A 16,288-nucleotide genomic window follows, 5' to 3' on the forward strand; every position below is an offset into this window, starting at 1 on the left:
CGCTCACGGGCGCTACGGGGTTCTTTAAAACATCGTTAACCGTGAAAGCGCGAAGCAGAGCTTACCGCGTGCGACACTGCGGATCCAACGCTAGGCTTGGATAGTTCCCCAATCAGCCAGTCACGTTGCACGATTCCCCGCCGGCAGGATTTACTATGCTTCCAGTCATCCTTGTCCTTACCCTCATTGCCGTCGTCGTCTACGCGTACGGGTCCGGGCTCTTCAGCCGAGATCTGGTGCTTCGCAAGTTGACGCGCATCCCGGTCCTAATAACCGCTTTTGCCGTTCTGGCGCTCTCGACGGTTTATGGGTTCCGTGATGATCCGGAGATCGCGGACCTTCAAACATCCGCGCTAAATCATGCGGCTGATGTCGAAGCGACGGCAGCGATCCCACAGCCGGTTCTGCCGGAGCCGCTCCATCCGAAAGAAGCTGCCACAGCTTGCGTTGAGCATGCTCTCAACGAAGCACGCACTACGGATGACCTCGTCGCCGAAAGCTGGTTGTCGTCGGTTGAAGGCTTCCTTGAGACGGCTCCGGGAGAGGTTACCGTTCAATTCGCCGTTGGACCAAGAGTTGGTTCTTCGAAGGGCCGTCAATGCAGATCCGAGGCACGCCTTACCTGTGCCGTCACCGGCCGGGATGTTAGACCGATTACGCCCGTACACATGACGGGAGCCCAAATCGCCTGCTGAGCGATACGTCCCGAAGGCAAGCCGAAAAGATGCGAAGCACGAAGGGGGCGTCGCGTTGCGACAGTCCCGCGAGATGTGCAGGGATGCGCGCCACGAACACTCTCATGACGTGATGAAGATTACGAAGTCGCCCGGAATCGTTCAAAAGCCGTAAGCCGCTGAGTGTAGGGCTCCACGTCCCGGCGATAGATCTCCTGCCGCAGGAACTTCATCTCCGCCTCATACGCGTCTTCGCCAATCTCGATGAACCAGGACTTGGGGCGACCGTCTTTGCCATCGCACCAGCGGTACCCGCGCTTCTTGAGCGCATCCTTCATCTCGAAGGGAGAGCCTTCCGCCCAGACTCGTACCAGCGTCTTGCGGGCAGAGGTTAGCAGATGGGACATGGCACAACCTGCATCATCCGTGAGGGGAGAGGCCAGCACCTCCAGAAGGGCATGGCAGTCCTCGACGGCGCGATGACCCTGATGAAACCAGCCGCACTGAGACAGGAGGTAGCCGAGTTTCGAGCCCTCAAAGCCGAAGTCCGACCAGGACACCTCCGCATGCGAGCAGGCCCATGCCTTCAGCGAAAAGCCCTGCGCCAGGCCCTCACAGAAGGGGCGGTCGAAGCGGGCGTTGTGGGCGATCACCAGATGGGCCGGTCGGATGAACGTTTCGACGGCTTCGAGATCGATCATCTGGCCGTTCACCATGTCAGGCGTGATCCCGGTCAGACGCGTGATCTCGGGCGTGATCGGGATTGAGGGTTCGCGCAAGGCGTTGAAGGTGCCGACGACGTCGCCGATGCGACCGTCTTCATCATACGAGAACGCCACCATGCCGATCTCGATAACCTCGTCCCGGGTGTGGTCGAGACCCGTGGTTTCAGTGTCGACGATGACAGCGAGCTTTTCGCCTGGGACCGCGATGCGGGACGTGACTACAGGACGAGGCAGAAGGCGGCGCAGGACACGGTACTGCCCGCTTGCCTCCAGGGCATCGGCGGCCGCCTCAAAGTTGGCAGGCTTCAGGCAAAAGGCCCGCTTTTGTCCGTGAGGCTTTACCTGGATACCGGAGGTGGCTGGCTTCTGGAATGGCAGCGCCGTCTCATCCGATCCAAGAAACAGATCCGCCTGTCCTTGCATTCAGTCCCACTCCTGCAGCACCCGTTGTGCTGTGATTTTGATGAATGCTGGAAACCGTAGAATGGAACTGGTCTCCGTTAGGTTAAGGAGGCCAAACGAGACCTGCCAACATGAACGGAGAGCTGCTCGGATGATTGGGATCGGGTGTCTGGCGCCTCTGGTATTGTTCGTGCTGGGAGCGCTTGTCGGTCATTTTGCGAAGGGCTCTTCTGGTGCGCCCCGGGGCGCTGGCATCGGATTCGCTTCGGGAGTGGCGGTGTTGGGTTTCTTCGGGTGGCTTCTTGGCAAGACGAGGAAGCGGTGAGCCGCTCATGCTGTGCATCAACGCGATCTTATGCAGTTCACCTGCATGGACGTTGCCGGTACAGCACTGATGGCGCTTCACACGAGGTGCTGATCCAGGATGTCCACTTGGCGAGACGAGAAGAACCGAAAGGCACGCGCCCGGCTTGAGAGACGTCTCTCCGAGTTATTCCCGGCGTGTGCCGTCTCACACGCTCCGGCAGCCGCTGATGCCACAAACACAGCGCAGGGCTGTCGAGTCGTATTGGCGGCACCGCCCGCTCTTGGCAGACCGGCTGGCGCGGGCCGTTGCTGCGAGAAGCGGACAGCCCGCAGGGTGCAGCGGCGTCTCGGGACCGACAATGACACCGGTTTTGCCGCTGTCCTTCCGGGTGCCGCCGGCGCCCTACAGAGGGGCCGCCTATGCGCGTGGGCCCAGCCGTTTCTGTGTCTGTGGGCAGCCTGTCCATCGGCCCGGCTGGCACTGCAAGGCTGGCAAACACCGACCCGGTTCACCCTATTCTCTGCCTCCAAGAAGACAGGAAGCCTGCCCTAGCCACACCCATCGGTTATTAGAGGTTGCCCAAAGCGAAAAATGGCCTCGGCATCGGGACGCCGAATTGGTGACATGGGGGTGACACGGAGCCAAGCCTTGGAGCGCGTCTTTTAGAATGTCTAACAATTTCAGTGGATTAGATTGGATGAGGGCCTGGATTCGAACCAAGACTAACGGAGTCAGAGTCGGCCGGTCTAGCTCCCATGCACGGCTTTGGCAGTGTTCCCATTGCCCTTGTAGTGGCCTATTCGAAACGGGCCAGTAGCTATCGTCGGTACAGCGCGATGGCTGCGTTACCCGATTGTTGCCCGAAATGAAAAAACCGCCCCATTTTGAGGCGGTTTTTCGAAGCTTTTCAAAGATTTGCTGAAAGCCGTTACTTAATCTTGGCTTCCTTGAACTCGACGTGCTTCTTCGCGACCGGATCGTACTTCTTGAGCGACAGCTTGTCGGTCATCGTGCGGGAGTTCTTCTTGGTGACGTAGAAATAGCCCGTGTCGGCGGTGGAGACGAGCTTCACTTTGATCGTTGCGGCTTTGGCCATAGGTTGAGACCTCTTGTTCGGTTTGAACGCGCTCGGTTGGCCCTATGGCGTGGCCGAAACGCAAAGGCCGGGCGAACCCGGCCGGAAAATCGTGATGTTCCCATGCCCGATTACGCCGGTTTCGTCAAGGGTTTCAGAGGACAGGGATGACATCTTTTCCGTCATGGTCCGGCTTGTCCCGGCCATCCACGTCCCAGGCCGTCGGTCGAAAGACGTGGATCCCCGGATCAAAGTCCGGGGATGACGCCGCAGCTAAAGAAGCTCCCGCACGAAATGGCCGCGCTTCTGGTAGAAGAAGGGCACCGGAAGCATAGGGCTGAAACCGGCTGCAATCCGGGCTTCCAGCTCGCCCAGGAGCACTCCCGTAATGGGCGGCAGGTCCAGCTTCCTGGCCTCGGCGACGGTGACCCAGGCGAGCTCCACGAGCTCGGAATCAGGCCCCACGACACCTTCGACCTCATGGGCGATGGCAGTGCGATCGACGGCAAAGAACCGGGTGTCGAAGCGCTTCACGCGCTTCGGGGGCGTGATGGCCCGGCCGATGAAGTGCAGAACCTCAAGGTCGGGAAACACGCCATGCTCCCGAAAGGCCTCCCAGGGAGTGCCGGCGGGTACCAAATCCGGGCTGCCATAATCCTTGGTGCCGAGCATCAGGCCGGTTTCCTCGAAAGTCTCGCGGATGGCGGCGAGGGCCAATGCGCGGCTGCGCTGGACGGAGGGGCGGGTAACCCGGGTCATGAGGGCCTGTTCCGCGCGCGGATGCAGGGAGCCGGCCGCCGTCATCGAGCGATCTCCTGCCTCGATCCGACCGCCGGGAAACACGAACTTGCCGGGCATGAACTTGTGTCCCTCATGGCGCATGCCCATGAGGACCTTCGGGTGCTTAGCCCTCCGGTCGATGATGATGAGGGTCGAAGCGTCGACAGGACGAAGGGCGGGGGCGCTCGCCTTACGCTCCCCGGCGACCAGCGTATCCATCCTGGACAGTGTTTGAGCGTCCGTCACCCGCGTTCTCCGTCTCTGCTTTTTTCTTCTCTCGGGCTGCGCCGAAGCCGTGCATTCCTAGCGCGTATTGAAGCCCCACGACAGCGCCTTTGACCGGTTGGAGCAAAGCCAGAGATAAGACCAGGGTCAGGAGAGGCCAGATCGCCAAATGTGCCCAGAGCGGCATCTCCATCTTCGTCTCGGTCATCAGGATTCCGTAGCCAATCAAATGGCCGACAATCGTGATCACGATATAAGGCGGAAGGTCATCGGCCCGGTGATGGTAGAGTTCCGTGCCGCAAGCGTCGCAGCGATCCACGACCTTGAGGTATCGCCCGAAGAGGCGGCCCTTGTCGCAAGCCGGGCAATGACCGAGGAAGCCTCGCTTCACGGCAGGCAGAGTGGTCACTTCCTCCGCTTTCGCCGGAGAGGCCGTTCGCATCGTCAGGGGCATTTTCGTTTCCTATCAGCCGCGGCTGCGGCGCTTCACCTTCACACGCGTGGGAGCACGACGGTCCGACGCCGCCTTGGCGGCCTTCTTGGCACCGCGCGGCGGACGCTTTGTTCCCTTCTTTCCGCCACCAGCCTTGCCGGTGAAGCGGCCCTTGGTGAGCAGCTCGAACCGCAGCGCACCTGCGACGGGGGCGGCCTCGACCAGCTTCACCTCCACCTTGTCGCCGAGGCGGTAGGTTTCGCCCGTGTAGTCGCCGCGCATGGAATGGGTCTTCTCATCGAAGCGATAGAAATCGTCGCCGATGGTCGCCGCCGGAACGAAACCATCCGCGCCGGTCTCGTTCAGTTTGATGAAGAGACCCGCCTTCGTTACTCCCGAAATCTGTCCATCGAATGTGGCCCCGATCCGGTCTGCGAGGAAGTGCGCGATCAGGCGGTCGATTGTCTCACGCTCGGCCGCCATCGCGCGCCGCTCGGCTGCCGAGATCTTGGCGCTGATCTCGATGAGCTCCGCGCGGGTGGTGTCGGGCGAAAGCCCGTCCTTCCCAAGCTTCAGGGCAGTAATGAGCGCGCGATGGACGATGAGATCCGCGTAGCGGCGGATGGGAGACGTGAAGTGGGCATAGCGTTTCAGGTTCAAGCCGAAATGCCCGTAATTCTCCGCCGAGTATTCCGCCTGCGACTGCGAGCGCAGCACCACCTCGTTGATGAAGAGCTGATGCTCGGTGCCATCGACGCTGCGAAGGATCCGATTGAACAGTTCCGGCTTCAGCGCTCCTTGCGTCGGCAACTTCAGGCCGATGGAGGCGAGCACTTCGCTTAAAGCGCGCATCTTCTCGAGCGAGGGCTCGTCATGGACGCGGTAGATCAGGTCGGATTGCGCTTTCTCCAGCGCTTCCGCCGCCGCCACATTGGCGAGGATCATGAACTCCTCGATGAGCCTGTGCGCCTCGAGCCGCTCCGGCACGAACACACGGTCCACGGTGCCGTCGGGTTTCAGCACGATTTTGCGCTCAGGAAGATCGAGATAGAGCGGCTCGCGGATATCGCGCGCCTTCTTCACGCAGGCATAGGCCGCCCAGAGAGGCTTCAGGATCGAGTCGAGGATCGGGGCGGTCACATCATCGGTGCGGCCGTCGATGGCGGTCTGAGCTTGGCTGTAGGAGAGTTTCGCCGCCGAGCGCATCATGACCCGGTGGAAGGAGTGGCTCTTCTTTCGGCCGTCAGGGCCGATCACCATCCGAACGGCGAGGGCAGGGCGGGGCACATGCGGACGCAGCGAGCAGAGATCGTTCGAGATCTTTTCCGGCAGCATGGGCACGACACGGTCGGGGAAATAGACCGAGTTGCCGCGCTCCTGCGCCTCGCGGTCCATGGCGGAGTCGGGGCGCACATAGGCCGCCACATCCGCGATCGCCACGGTGATGATGAAGCCGCCTTCATTGCCCGGATTCTCGTCCCTCACCGCATGGACGGCATCGTCGTGATCCTTGGCGTCCGGCGGGTCGATGGTGACGAGAGGCACCTCGCGCCAATCCTCGCGGCCCACCATGGAGGCATGTTCCGCCCGCTCCGCCTCGTCGATCACGGGTTTGGGGAATTCCTTCGGGATATTGTGGGTGTGGATCGCGATCAGGCTCACGGCCTTCTCGGATTTGACGGAGCCCAACCGCTCCTTCACCTTCGCATGAGGCAGACCGAAACGCCCGTGTTTGACGATGGATGCCGCGATCAGGTCGCCATCCTGCGCCCCGGCCTCGTCGCCGGGATTGATCTGGAGCTCCTGCTCGCGGGCCTTCTTGTCAACAGGGATCAGGCGTCCGCCGCCGTCGGGCAGGGGGCGGAAGATGCCGAGCACCTGGGCCTGCTTCTTGGCGAGGATCTTCGTCACCCGGCCCACATAGCGATGAATATCACCGGCTTTGAGGGGATCGACCCGCAGCAGCGCCCGGTCGCCGACGCCCGCCACCGGCATGCCAGGGCGCGGCTTGCGGGCGGGCAGGATGATGATGGTGGGGATCGCGCCGTGCTCTTCCTCGTCCCATTCAGTCGGAACGGCAATCAGCTCGCCGTCACGGTCGCGCTTGATGATGTCGGCCATCACCATCGGCGGCAGCTGACCTGCCTTGTGGACGCGCTTGCCCCTGCGGTCAACGACGCCCTCGATCTCCAAGTCTTTCAGCATCTGCTTGAGCCAGATGCGGTCGCCGCCTTTGATGTTGAAGGCCTGCGCGATCTCGCGCTTGCCCACCTTGCCGGGGGACTTGGCGATGAAGGCGACAAGATCCTCCCGGGACGGGAGAGCGGAGGATGTCTGAGCTTTGGAACGTTTGGCCAAGGGAAAAACTCGTTGAGTTCGTCAGGTCTTGTCGCATGCAAGCTTGGCCGCGGCTAGTCCGGGCAGCCCGCCTGTGGAATGACGCTTGAGGCGCGGCATTGATCCATCGAAACGGTAGGAGCCGTTCCGGGCAAAAAAAAAGGCTCCATTGCGGAGCCTTGTGAGGGACCGGCCCGTGGGGGCAGAATGGGCCGGTGATGCCTATCAACGGCTGGGTTCGAGGTTGGTTCCCAACTTTTTTGAAAAATTTTCAAAAAAAGTTCATGGGGCACGGCGGGGGATTTTGACGAGGGCCGGCCTTGAGGCACCTGCGCAGCAGGGTGGCTGAGATGGCGATGGCTATAAGGGTTTCAGCGATAGTGGTGGGATGCTCATAGCTGCGAACAAGGCGGCAATTCCTGACGATCCAGGTGAAGGTCCTCTCGACGACCCACAGGCCCGCGCAGCACCTATAAAGCGTCGGCTCTTGATCCGGCGCTTCATGACGCACGACAAGAACACGAAGAAGCAGCTTGGCGGATGCTGGTGATGCAGTCGTCGAGGGGTTTTTATTTTTCAATAACAGATGTCGGCTTGAATGACCAACTGACGAGAATAGTATTCGCCCCCGATCGGATCGTTTCTTGGCCGCTGATGGAACCTGACGCGGAGATCGGTTTGTTGGAGAAATCAAGATCGGATTTGTCGTTGCTCGCCAGAATCTTGATCCTGCCGTTATCGCGAGCTGATGGGCCAGATAGACCGGACATTTTCAAAGTAGTGTTAACTTCAGATAAGAAGCGAATATGGATATCGTAAGTTTCTTTCTTCGTGTTGATGGTTACCTTCGTGCCGCAAAAGTCGTTGTTTTCGTATGTTTTCTTCTGGATAGGTAAGTCGACGTCTGCAGTCACTTCACCACGGATATCGTACCAGCCTTTAACCGAATCCAATTCTCTGCCGTTGAACCGGTCTCGAACCTGAATGTGGCCGGCTTTGACGCAGCCATGTTGATTCTGCACATCGGCAGTAACGGGCGTGTTCAATTGAACGAACCTGGTGAGTTCGGGCTTCACGGCAATTGCTGGCTGCTTGTAGTTTCGGCCGTTGTTCGCCAAGGCGGCCGAGGTCGCGCAATCCTGCATCTGCTGCTCGCATTCTGGCTTGTCGCCACAGGATTCAAATTTCTTGGCGCAGACCATGACGGCATTGCCGATATTGCTCATGTCGGCTTTGCTCAGGCCGCTTTGCTTCATCATTGCGTCAGCGGCTTCATTCTGCGCTTTGACATCTTCGTTCAACATGCCGTCGTATTCGATCCCGGTTAAGGGAATTTCGACATGTGCTTCGCGATTGTAATCGTGGTCCCGCCAAGTGGGTTGGTATTTGCCCTGCGGGACTTTTCTAGGATCGTCATAATGCCCGGTAACCTTGACCGTTACCTCCAAAATCCCTGCCTTCGGCCAGTCTTTGGCCGTGGCGGACACAGAAACGAAGCTGATGAAAGCGACACTCAGAATAGCCGGGACCGCACGCCGCATAAGCTTTCCTTCATGGAATGACAGGCACAACCAAGGCTGAGCAATCTAAATGAAATAACATATTATTCAATGTTTTTCGCTTTAGGGCATGCAGGGCGCTACAGCCTGGAATAATCCGCAGGCGTCAATCGCACTTCGCTGCGTCCTCACGAACGAAACCACTGGCGAAAGCCAGTGATGACAAACTACCTGTTGGGAAGCGCGCCAATAAAAAATGGCGCCGAGAAGCTCCGCGCCATTGGTATCCATCCTGTTGGGAAGTAAGCTTCAGATATCCAGGTCCGCCTCGTCGGCGAAGACGGCACGTTCCTGGATGAAGGCGAAGCGGGCTTCGGGCTTGTTGCCCATCAGGCGCTCCACGGCATCGTTTGCCTCAGGTTTGTCGTCCGCCTCCACGATGACCTTCAGAAGCAGACGCTTCTTCGGGTCCATCGTGGTTTCCTTCAACTGGCCCGGCAGCATTTCGCCAAGACCTTTGAAGCGGCTGATCTCGACCTTGCCGCTACCCTTGAACACCGTCTTTTGCAGCCGATCGCGATCCGCCTCGTCGCGGGCATAGGCGGACTTTGCGCCCTGTGACAGCCGATAGAGCGGCGGCACGGCGAGATAGAGGTGCCCGCCGTCAATGAGCTTCGGCATCTGTCGGTAGAAGAAGGTGATGAGGAGTGTCGCGATGTGTGCGCCGTCCACGTCCGCGTCGGTCATGATGATGATCTTCTCATAGCGAAGATCGGCATCACGATACTGCGAACCCGTGCCACAGCCGAGGGCCTGGACGAGATCGGAAATCTGCTGGTTCTGGTGCAGCTTGTCGCGACCGGCGGAGGCCACGTTCAGGATTTTTCCTCGCAACGGAAGCACGGCTTGCGTGGCGCGATCACGCGCCTGCTTCGCCGAGCCGCCGGCCGAGTCACCCTCCACGAGGAAGAGCTCGGAGCCTTTGGCACCGGCATTTGAGCAATCCGCCAGCTTTCCGGGCAGGCGCAGCTTGCGGGTCGCCGTCTTGCGGGCGACTTCCTTTTCCTGGCGGCGGCGCAGGCGCTCCTCGGCGCGGTCGATCACCCAGTCGAGCAGCTTGTTGGCCTGTTGCGGGGAGGCGGCGAGCCAGTGGTCGAAGGTGTCGCGGATGCCGTTTTCAACGATGCGGCCAGCCTCGACGGTGGCGAGCTTGTCCTTGGTCTGGCCCTGGAATTCCGGCTCGCGAATGAAGACCGAGAGCATGGAGGCGCAGGTGGCCATCACGTCGTCGGTGGTAACCGCCGACATGCGCTTTGACTGACCCACGCGCTCGGCATGGTCGCGAAGACCACGCAGCAGCGCGATGCGCAAGCCGTTCTCGTGCGTACCGCCTTCCGGCGTCGGCACAGTGTTACAATACGAGGTAGAGAACCCGTCCTCGTTCGCCATCCAGGCGACCGCCCATTCCAGCGAGCCGTGGCTGCCGGGCTTGGTGATCTTGCCGGAGAAGATCTGGTCCGTGACCAGCTCCTTCCCGTCGATATCGTGGAGCAGGTAATCCTTCAGGCCGTTCGGGAACTTGAAGGTCGCCTCGGCCGGAACGTTCTCGATGCCCTCGATGAGCGAAGGCGCGCATTTCCAACGGATTTCGACGCCGCCGAACAGATAGGCCTTCGAGCGCGCCATCTTGAACAGGCGGCGAGGCTGGAAATGGGCATCCTTGCCGAAGATCTGATGATCGGGCTTGAAGCGCACCTTGGTGCCGCGCCGGTTGAGCACGCGGCCCACGGTCTCGAGCTTGCCCTGTGGGATGCCTCGGGAGAAGACCTGCCGATAGAGCTGCTGGCCGCGCGCGACCTCGACCTCAAGCGTTTCGGACAGCGCGTTCACCACCGACACGCCGACGCCGTGCAGGCCGCCGGAGGTCTCGTAGACCTTCGAGTCGAACTTACCGCCCGCGTGCAGGGTGGTCATGATGACTTCGAGCGCCGACTTCTTCGGAAACTTCGGATGAGGATCGACCGGAATACCGCGGCCGTTGTCGGTCACGGACAACCAGCCGCCTTCCTCCAGCTCCACCTCGATGAAGGTCGCGTGGCCCGCGACCGCCTCGTCCATGGAGTTGTCGATCACCTCGGCAAAGAGGTGATGCAGGGCCTTCTCGTCCGTGCCGCCGATATACATGCCCGGACGGCGGCGGACAGGCTCCAGCCCCTCCAGCACCTCGATGGCGGACGCGTCATAGCCGGCTTCGCCCGGCGTGCCTTGCTGCGGGGCAGGCGCGGCGCGGGAGGCTTTCACGGCAGCCGTTCTGGCCGTAGCAGGCGCCGCACGCTTGGCAGCCGCGCCCCCGAAGAGATCGTCATTATCCATTGGGACCTTGGTCCGTTTCGATGATTCGCGCTTGTTTACACTATTTCTCATTCCGTTTTTATACGAGAACAAAACGGAAACGTGAAGGCGGCTTGGGGTCACAAGCCACGAAAAGTGAGGCCAGGAAACCCCCGTTTGGACAGTATCCAAACTGTCTCTAAAGGATGTCTTTCTTCTGTCATCAGGAACTGTTTAATTCCCATTCACGTTGGCTGGTTAAGCATAAGCTTAACGGAGATCGAGGGCGACGATGCGCACGACTTTAGGACCGGCACGGAAACTCCACCTGGACCGCGCGGCGCGCACTGCCGGAGAAGCCTTCGCCTTCGACGAGCCCGACACCACCCCGGCCGTGAAGAGTGGCACCTTCGGGTCGAGCCTGCTGTGGCTCTCCATCGCTGCCGTCGCCATCCTGGGTCTCGGTTTCGCCTTCTAACTATCCTCGTCCCGCACAGTCTTGGGCTTGCCCGAAAACAGGCGGATCAGCTTGTCTTCGAGCACTCTGCCAAAGGTCAGAAGGACGAGGGTCATGACAGTGCCCGCGATGGTGATGAACCAAGCGCCGAGACCTGCGGTCACACCGAGAGCCGCCGCAATCCAGACCGTCGAGGCGGTGGTCAGCCCCTGAACCTCCATCCCGTCCTTCCCACGCAGGATCGCTCCCGCGCCGAGAAAGCCAAGACCGGTGAGTATGCCCTGGACCACGCGGCTGACCGCATCCTGCGCGAAGTGAAGCCCCTCATAGACCGAGCCTGAGAGGATCACGATGGCCGAGCCGAGGGCTACGAGGCCCAGCGTGCGCATGCCGATGGGCTTGTTGTGGATGTCCCGGTTGAGCCCGACCGCCATGCCCGCGATCGCCGCCACGCAGAGGCGCACGGCAATCTCAACCTGATCGGCATGGTCAATCAGGATCCAGGACAGCCACTCTCCCATTTATTCGGCCGCCTTTGCAGCCTTCTTGGCCGTAGTCTTAGCGGCTGCCTTCTTGGCGGCAGGCTTCTTTGCCGCCGTCTTCTTGGCAACCGTCTTGGTTGCGGCCTTCGCAGGGGCCTTTTTCGTGGCGGCCTTCTTGGCCGGAGCCTTGCGGCCGCGGGCGGACTTCTTCGACGGAGCGGCCGCGCGACGGGCTTTCAGCAGCTCGATGGCCTCATCCAGCGTCACCGCTTCCGCAGCCATGTTGCGTGGCAGGGTGGCGTTGGTCTCGCCGTCGGTCACATAGGGCCCGAAACGTCCCGCCTTCACCACGATGGGCTTGCCCGATTCCGGATCGTCGCCCAGCGGGCGTCCCGGATCGGCTGCGCCTCGACGCGCGCCCCCGCCGCCGCTTTCCTTCGTGACGATGAGATCAATGGCGCGGTTCGCGCCGATCTCCAGCACATCGTCACCCGGGCCGAGATTGGCGTAGGTCTTACCGTGCTGGACGTAGGGTCCGTAGCGACCGATGCTGGCGAAGATCGGCTCGCCGGTCTCCGGGTGCGTGGCTACCTGGCGTGGGAGCGAGAGGAGCTTGAGCGCCTTCTCGAGATCCACCTGCGCGGGTGTCAGACCTTTCGGCAGGGAGGAGCGCTTGGGCTTCTCGCCTTCGCCGAGCTGCACGAAGGGGCCGAAGCGGCCGTCGCGCAGGGTGACCTGCTCGCCCGTGTCGGGGTCGACGCCCAGCACCTTCACGCCAGGCTGGCCACCGTTCTCGGATGAGCCTTCACCGTCGCCCTCGGCGCCGGTCGCGGCGAGCTGGCGGGTGTATTTGCACTCAGGATAGTTCGAGCAGCCGATGAACGCACCGAACTTGCCGAGCTTGAGCGAGAGCTGGCCCGTACCGCAGGTCGGGCAGGTGCGCGGATTCGAGCCGTCGCCCTTGTCTGGGAAGATGTGGGGCCCAAGCAGCTCGTTGAGCCCTTCCAGAACTTCAGCCGTGCGCAGCTCCTTCGTCTCGCCGATAGCGGCGGAGAAGTCGCGCCAGAAATCGCGCATCACCTGCTTCCAGTCGATCTCGTTGTTCGAGACGCGGTCGAGCTGCTCTTCGAGGTCCGCCGTGAAATCGTATTCCACGTAGCGGCGAAAGAAGCTCTCCAGGAACGCCGTGACGATGCGGCCCTTGTCCTCGGGAACAAGACGCTTCTTCTCGATGCGCACGTATTCGCGATCGCGCAGCGTCTGCAGCACGGCGGCATAGGTTGAAGGGCGTCCGATGCCGAGTTCTTCCATGCGCTTCACGAGCGAGGCTTCCGAATAGCGCGGCGGCGGCTCGGTGAAGTGCTGAGACGCGTTGATGCGGCGGCGCTCGAGCGGGTCGCCAGCCTTCATGGGGGGCAGGCGGCCCTCGTCCTCGTCAGCCTCGTCGTCCTTGCCCTCGTTGTAGAGCGTGAGGAAGCCGTCGAACTTGATCACCTGACCGGTGGCGCGAAGGTCGAGCTTGCGCGGGCCGACCTGGGCAGTGATGTCGGCGGTGGTACGCTCGAGCTCGGCCGATTCCATCTGGCTCGCCACGGTACGGGTCCAGATGAGGTCGTAGAGACGGGCCTGCTCGGGCTCCAGATACTTCGCCACGTATTTCGGCAGGCGGCTCATATCCGTGGGGCGGATGGCCTCGTGCGCTTCCTGCGCGTTCTTCGCCTTGGTCGAATATTTGCGCGGAACGGACGGGACATATTGGTCACCGTATTCCTTGCCGATCACGCGGCGGGCGGCCTGCACGGCTTCGGGCGCCATGTCGACGCCGTCAGTACGCATATAGGTGATGAGACCCACCGTCTCGCCACCGATATCGACGCCTTCATAGAGACGCTGTGCGATGCGCATGGTCTGCGCGGGCGCGAGGCCCAGCTTGCGCGAGGCCTCCTGCTGCAGGGTCGAGGTGGTGAAGGGCGGATAGGGGTGGCGCTTGGCGGGCTTCGCCTCAATGTTCGCCACCGAGAAGGTCGCCAGCTCCAGGTCCTTCTTGAAGGCCTCGGCGTCCTTGCCATTGCCGATGTCGAGACGCTGGATCTTCTTGCCGTCTGCGCCAACGAGGCGCGCGTCGAACACCGCGCCGCTCTTCGTCGCGAGCGTCGCGATGAGCGACCAGTATTCGCGCGGCTTGAAGGTTTCGATCTCAAGCTCGCGGTCGCAGACGAGGCGAAGCGCCACCGACTGCACGCGGCCGGCCGAGCGCGCGCCGGGGAGTTTCCGCCAGAGAACGGGAGAAAGGGTGAAGCCCACGAGATAGTCGAGGGCGCGGCGGGCCATGTAGGCATCGACCAGCGCTTGGTCGATCTCGCGCGGCTGGCGCAAAGCCGTCTGCACCGCATCCTTGGTGATGGCGTTGAAAGTCACGCGCTCGACGGGCAGGTCCTTCAGGGCGCGCTTTTCACGCAAAGCCTCGACGACGTGCCAGGAAATCGCCTCGCCCTCGCGATCCGGGTCGGTGGCAAGGATCAGCTTTTCGGCTCCCTTGATCGCCTTGGCGATCTCGGAGACCCGCTTCGATCCCTTGTCCTCGAGCGTCCAAATCATGCGGAAATCGGCATCCGGGTCGACCGAGCCGTCCTTGGCGGGCAGATCGCGGATATGCCCGAAGGAGGCCAGGACCTCGTAATCCTTGCCGAGATATTTGTTGATCGTCTTGGCCTTCGCAGGCGACTCGACGACGACGACTTTCATGAGCGACTTTCCCGTAGATGGCCGCGAGCAGATGCTCTTAATGTCAAGGTAGGAGGCGGTCAGCCCCTCTGACAGCCAAGGCGCGATAAGTGGTGGATCACGGCGGACAAGTCAAATCGGTTGTTCCGCCTAGACCGTTATATGGTGACGAAAGCCCTATCCAGCAAGGGCTTCAGGGCGTCACCCAGATCGTTTGCCCCGATGATCCGGGCTGGCTGGGCCAGCCGGGTGCGGGCGTAGATTTCAGTGATTTGGGGCGGCGCAGAGCAGGCGAGCGCCGCTGCCGCCGCCAGGGTAAACAGGCATTCGGCGATGAATCGGGCCTTGGCTTCTGCCTCGGGAGACTGGAGGGCGAGAACGATGTCCCTGGCCGCCTCTGAGGCTCCCGGCAGGTCGCCTGCATCGGCCATCAGACGCTCCAGGACCGAGGCCGCCAGCTCCGGCTCCCGACTTTCCACCCGCAGGAGATCGAGGGCGATCACGTTGCCCGAGCCCTCCCAGATCGCGTTGACCGGTGCTTCCCGGTAAAGCCGGGGCAGAGGGCTCTCCTCGACATAGCCGTTGCCGCCGAGGCTCTCCAAGGCCTCATAGAGAAGCCGGGGGGCGGCTTTGCAGATGCCGAACTTGGCAGCAGGCGTCATCAGTCGGGCATAGGCCGCCTCTTGCACATCTTGGGAAGCCAAGTCGAAGCTGCGAGCGGTGCGTAGAGCCAGCGCCGTCATAGCCTCGTTTTCGAGAGCGAGATCGGCCAGCACCATCCGCATGGCGGGCTGATCGATGAGCTTCTTCTGAAAGACGCTGCGGTGATGGGCGTGATGCATGGCAAGCGTCAGCCCCATCCGCACGAGCCCGGCGGAGGCCACCGCGCAATCAAGGCGGGTGAGCTGCACCATATTGATGATGGTACGAACCCCGGCTCCTTCCTCACCGATCCGCCAACTGAGGGCCTCCACGAATTCGACCTCGGAGGAAGCATTGGAGCGATTGCCCAGCTTGTCCTTCAGTCGCTGCAGGCGGAGCCCGTTGAGGGAGCCGTCAGGCCGGAAGCGGGGTACGAGAAAGCAGGTGAGACCACCCGGCGCCTGGGCGAGGACCAGGAAGGCGTCGCACATGGGGGCGGACATGAACCATTTGTGTCCTGTGAGCGCATACTCATCTCCGCCTGTCGGCACAGCGCGGGTGCTGTTGGCACGCACATCCGTCCCGCCCTGCTTTTCCGTCATCCCCATGCCGAGGGTGACGGAGCATTTCTCCCAAGACGGAAGAAAACGGGAATCGTAATCCCGCCAGCGGATCTTCGGCAGCCACTCCTTCAGCCGGTTGGGCGAGGTTGCGAGCGCTGCCACCGAGGCGTGCGTCATCGTGATGGGGCAGACATGGCCACTTTCGACGCCTGCCACGGTGTAGACCCGGGCAGCGCGCGCCACATGCTCATGACCTGATTTCGGCTCGTCCCATGTCGAGCAATGAAGGCCGTCCGCCATGCTGGCCCGCATGAGCGCATGATAGGCGGGGTGGAATTCCACCGCGTCGATTCGATAGCCCCGCGCATCGTGCGTACGCAGCGTCGGCGGGTTCTCGTTGGCGAGCCGCCCGAGATCGAGCCGCTCCGCGCTGCCCCAGGCCTCGCCGAAGGCGAGCAGCCCTTCGGCCTCGGGATCCACGCCGTTGCTCTTAAGAGCATCCAACAGAGGCTGGTCGCCCGCGATCAGGTTCACATCGCCGAAGGGGGGCGTCTGATTGAAGATCTCATGGGTCTGGAATGCGGTCATGACCATCGACCCCCGGCAGTTCATCTTAAGCCTTAAATCTAGGG

General features: G+C 61.7%; 12 protein-coding genes. 2 read left to right on the forward strand and 10 right to left on the reverse strand.

Features of this window, described 5'->3' with window-relative positions; translation table 11 throughout:
• Nucleotides 1-155 precede the first annotated feature (155 nt).
• Nucleotides 156-695 (forward strand): hypothetical protein, encoded by a 540-nt coding sequence (locus AA309_RS00840; protein ID WP_047187093.1) that lies wholly within the window; start codon nt 156-158, stop codon nt 693-695.
• Between the two features lie 119 nt (nt 696-814).
• Here AA309_RS00840 and AA309_RS00845 read toward each other — a convergent pair whose 3' ends face one another.
• The 7 genes from AA309_RS00845 to parE all read right to left on the reverse strand — a co-directional run bounded on the left by AA309_RS00845 (nt 815) and on the right by parE (nt 10,830).
• On the reverse strand, nt 815-1,822 hold the full coding sequence (locus AA309_RS00845; RefSeq protein ID WP_047187094.1) for a 3'-5' exonuclease: 1,008 nt from the start codon (nt 1,820-1,822) through the stop codon (nt 815-817).
• 1,214 nt (nt 1,823-3,036) lie between these two features.
• Nucleotides 3,037-3,204, reverse strand: a complete 168-nt coding sequence (rpmG, locus tag AA309_RS00850; protein ID WP_047187095.1) for a 50S ribosomal protein L33 — start codon at nt 3,202-3,204, stop codon at nt 3,037-3,039.
• Between the two features lie 252 nt (nt 3,205-3,456).
• Nucleotides 3,457-4,182: an NUDIX hydrolase gene (locus AA309_RS00855; protein WP_047187096.1), complete on the reverse strand. Its 726-nt coding sequence runs from the start codon at nt 4,180-4,182 to the stop codon at nt 3,457-3,459.
• Nucleotides 4,154-4,642 carry a DUF983 domain-containing protein gene (locus AA309_RS00860; protein WP_052954413.1) on the reverse strand — a complete coding sequence of 163 codons (489 nt, stop codon included), beginning with the start codon at nt 4,640-4,642 and terminating at the stop codon, nt 4,154-4,156. The genes AA309_RS00855 and AA309_RS00860 overlap by 29 nt, the downstream gene beginning before the upstream one ends.
• 12 nt (nt 4,643-4,654) lie before the next feature.
• Nucleotides 4,655-6,979 carry a ribonuclease R gene (rnr, locus tag AA309_RS00865; RefSeq protein ID WP_047187097.1) on the reverse strand — a complete coding sequence of 775 codons (2,325 nt, stop codon included), beginning with the start codon at nt 6,977-6,979 and terminating at the stop codon, nt 4,655-4,657.
• Between the two features lie 548 nt (nt 6,980-7,527).
• Nucleotides 7,528-8,499, reverse strand: coding sequence for a hypothetical protein (locus AA309_RS00870; protein ID WP_047187098.1), 972 nt, complete (start codon nt 8,497-8,499; stop codon nt 7,528-7,530).
• A 267-nt stretch (nt 8,500-8,766) separates the two neighbouring features.
• Complete coding sequence (gene parE, locus AA309_RS00875; RefSeq protein ID WP_047187099.1) at nt 8,767-10,830, reverse strand: DNA topoisomerase IV subunit B; 2,064 nt, start codon at nt 10,828-10,830, stop codon at nt 8,767-8,769.
• 250 nt (nt 10,831-11,080) lie between these two features.
• Here parE and AA309_RS00880 point away from each other — a divergent pair, with 250 nt between their 5' ends.
• Complete coding sequence (locus tag AA309_RS00880; RefSeq protein ID WP_047187100.1) at nt 11,081-11,266, forward strand: hypothetical protein; 186 nt, start codon at nt 11,081-11,083, stop codon at nt 11,264-11,266.
• Here AA309_RS00880 and AA309_RS00885 read toward each other — a convergent pair.
• The 3 genes from AA309_RS00885 to AA309_RS00895 all read right to left on the reverse strand — a co-directional run bounded on the left by AA309_RS00885 (nt 11,263) and on the right by AA309_RS00895 (nt 16,250).
• Nucleotides 11,263-11,766 (reverse strand): MgtC/SapB family protein, encoded by a 504-nt coding sequence (locus AA309_RS00885; protein WP_047187101.1) that lies wholly within the window; start codon nt 11,764-11,766, stop codon nt 11,263-11,265. The two genes, AA309_RS00880 and AA309_RS00885, sit on opposite strands and share 4 nt — an antisense overlap.
• Entirely contained in the window at nt 11,767-14,472 is a 2,706-nt protein-coding gene (gene topA / locus AA309_RS00890; RefSeq protein WP_047187102.1) for a type I DNA topoisomerase, read from the reverse strand.
• A 137-nt stretch (nt 14,473-14,609) separates the two neighbouring features.
• Nucleotides 14,610-16,250, reverse strand: a complete 1,641-nt coding sequence (locus AA309_RS00895) for an isovaleryl-CoA dehydrogenase (RefSeq protein ID WP_047187103.1) — start codon at nt 16,248-16,250, stop codon at nt 14,610-14,612.
• Nucleotides 16,251-16,288 lie beyond the last annotated feature (38 nt).

The sequence above is a fragment of the Microvirga vignae genome, assembly GCF_001017175.1.
Lineage (GTDB): Bacteria > Pseudomonadota > Alphaproteobacteria > Rhizobiales > Beijerinckiaceae > Microvirga > Microvirga vignae.

Coding starts and splice junctions, on each gene's coding strand:
- AA309_RS00860 (WP_052954413.1), bottom strand. CDS start 4,642: ATGCCCCTGACGATGCGAACGGCCTCTCCGGCGAAAGCGGAGGAAGTG.
- rpmG (WP_047187095.1), bottom strand. CDS start 3,204: ATGGCCAAAGCCGCAACGATCAAAGTGAAGCTCGTCTCCACCGCCGAC.
- AA309_RS00885 (WP_047187101.1), bottom strand. CDS start 11,766: ATGGGAGAGTGGCTGTCCTGGATCCTGATTGACCATGCCGATCAGGTT.
- AA309_RS00895 (WP_047187103.1), bottom strand. CDS start 16,250: ATGGTCATGACCGCATTCCAGACCCATGAGATCTTCAATCAGACGCCC.
- AA309_RS00870 (WP_047187098.1), bottom strand. CDS start 8,499: ATGCGGCGTGCGGTCCCGGCTATTCTGAGTGTCGCTTTCATCAGCTTC.
- AA309_RS00840 (WP_047187093.1), top strand. CDS start 156: ATGCTTCCAGTCATCCTTGTCCTTACCCTCATTGCCGTCGTCGTCTAC.
- parE (WP_047187099.1), bottom strand. CDS start 10,830: ATGGATAATGACGATCTCTTCGGGGGCGCGGCTGCCAAGCGTGCGGCG.
- AA309_RS00880 (WP_047187100.1), top strand. CDS start 11,081: ATGCGCACGACTTTAGGACCGGCACGGAAACTCCACCTGGACCGCGCG.
- AA309_RS00845 (WP_047187094.1), bottom strand. CDS start 1,822: ATGCAAGGACAGGCGGATCTGTTTCTTGGATCGGATGAGACGGCGCTG.
- AA309_RS00855 (WP_047187096.1), bottom strand. CDS start 4,182: ATGGATACGCTGGTCGCCGGGGAGCGTAAGGCGAGCGCCCCCGCCCTT.
- topA (WP_047187102.1), bottom strand. CDS start 14,472: ATGAAAGTCGTCGTCGTCGAGTCGCCTGCGAAGGCCAAGACGATCAAC.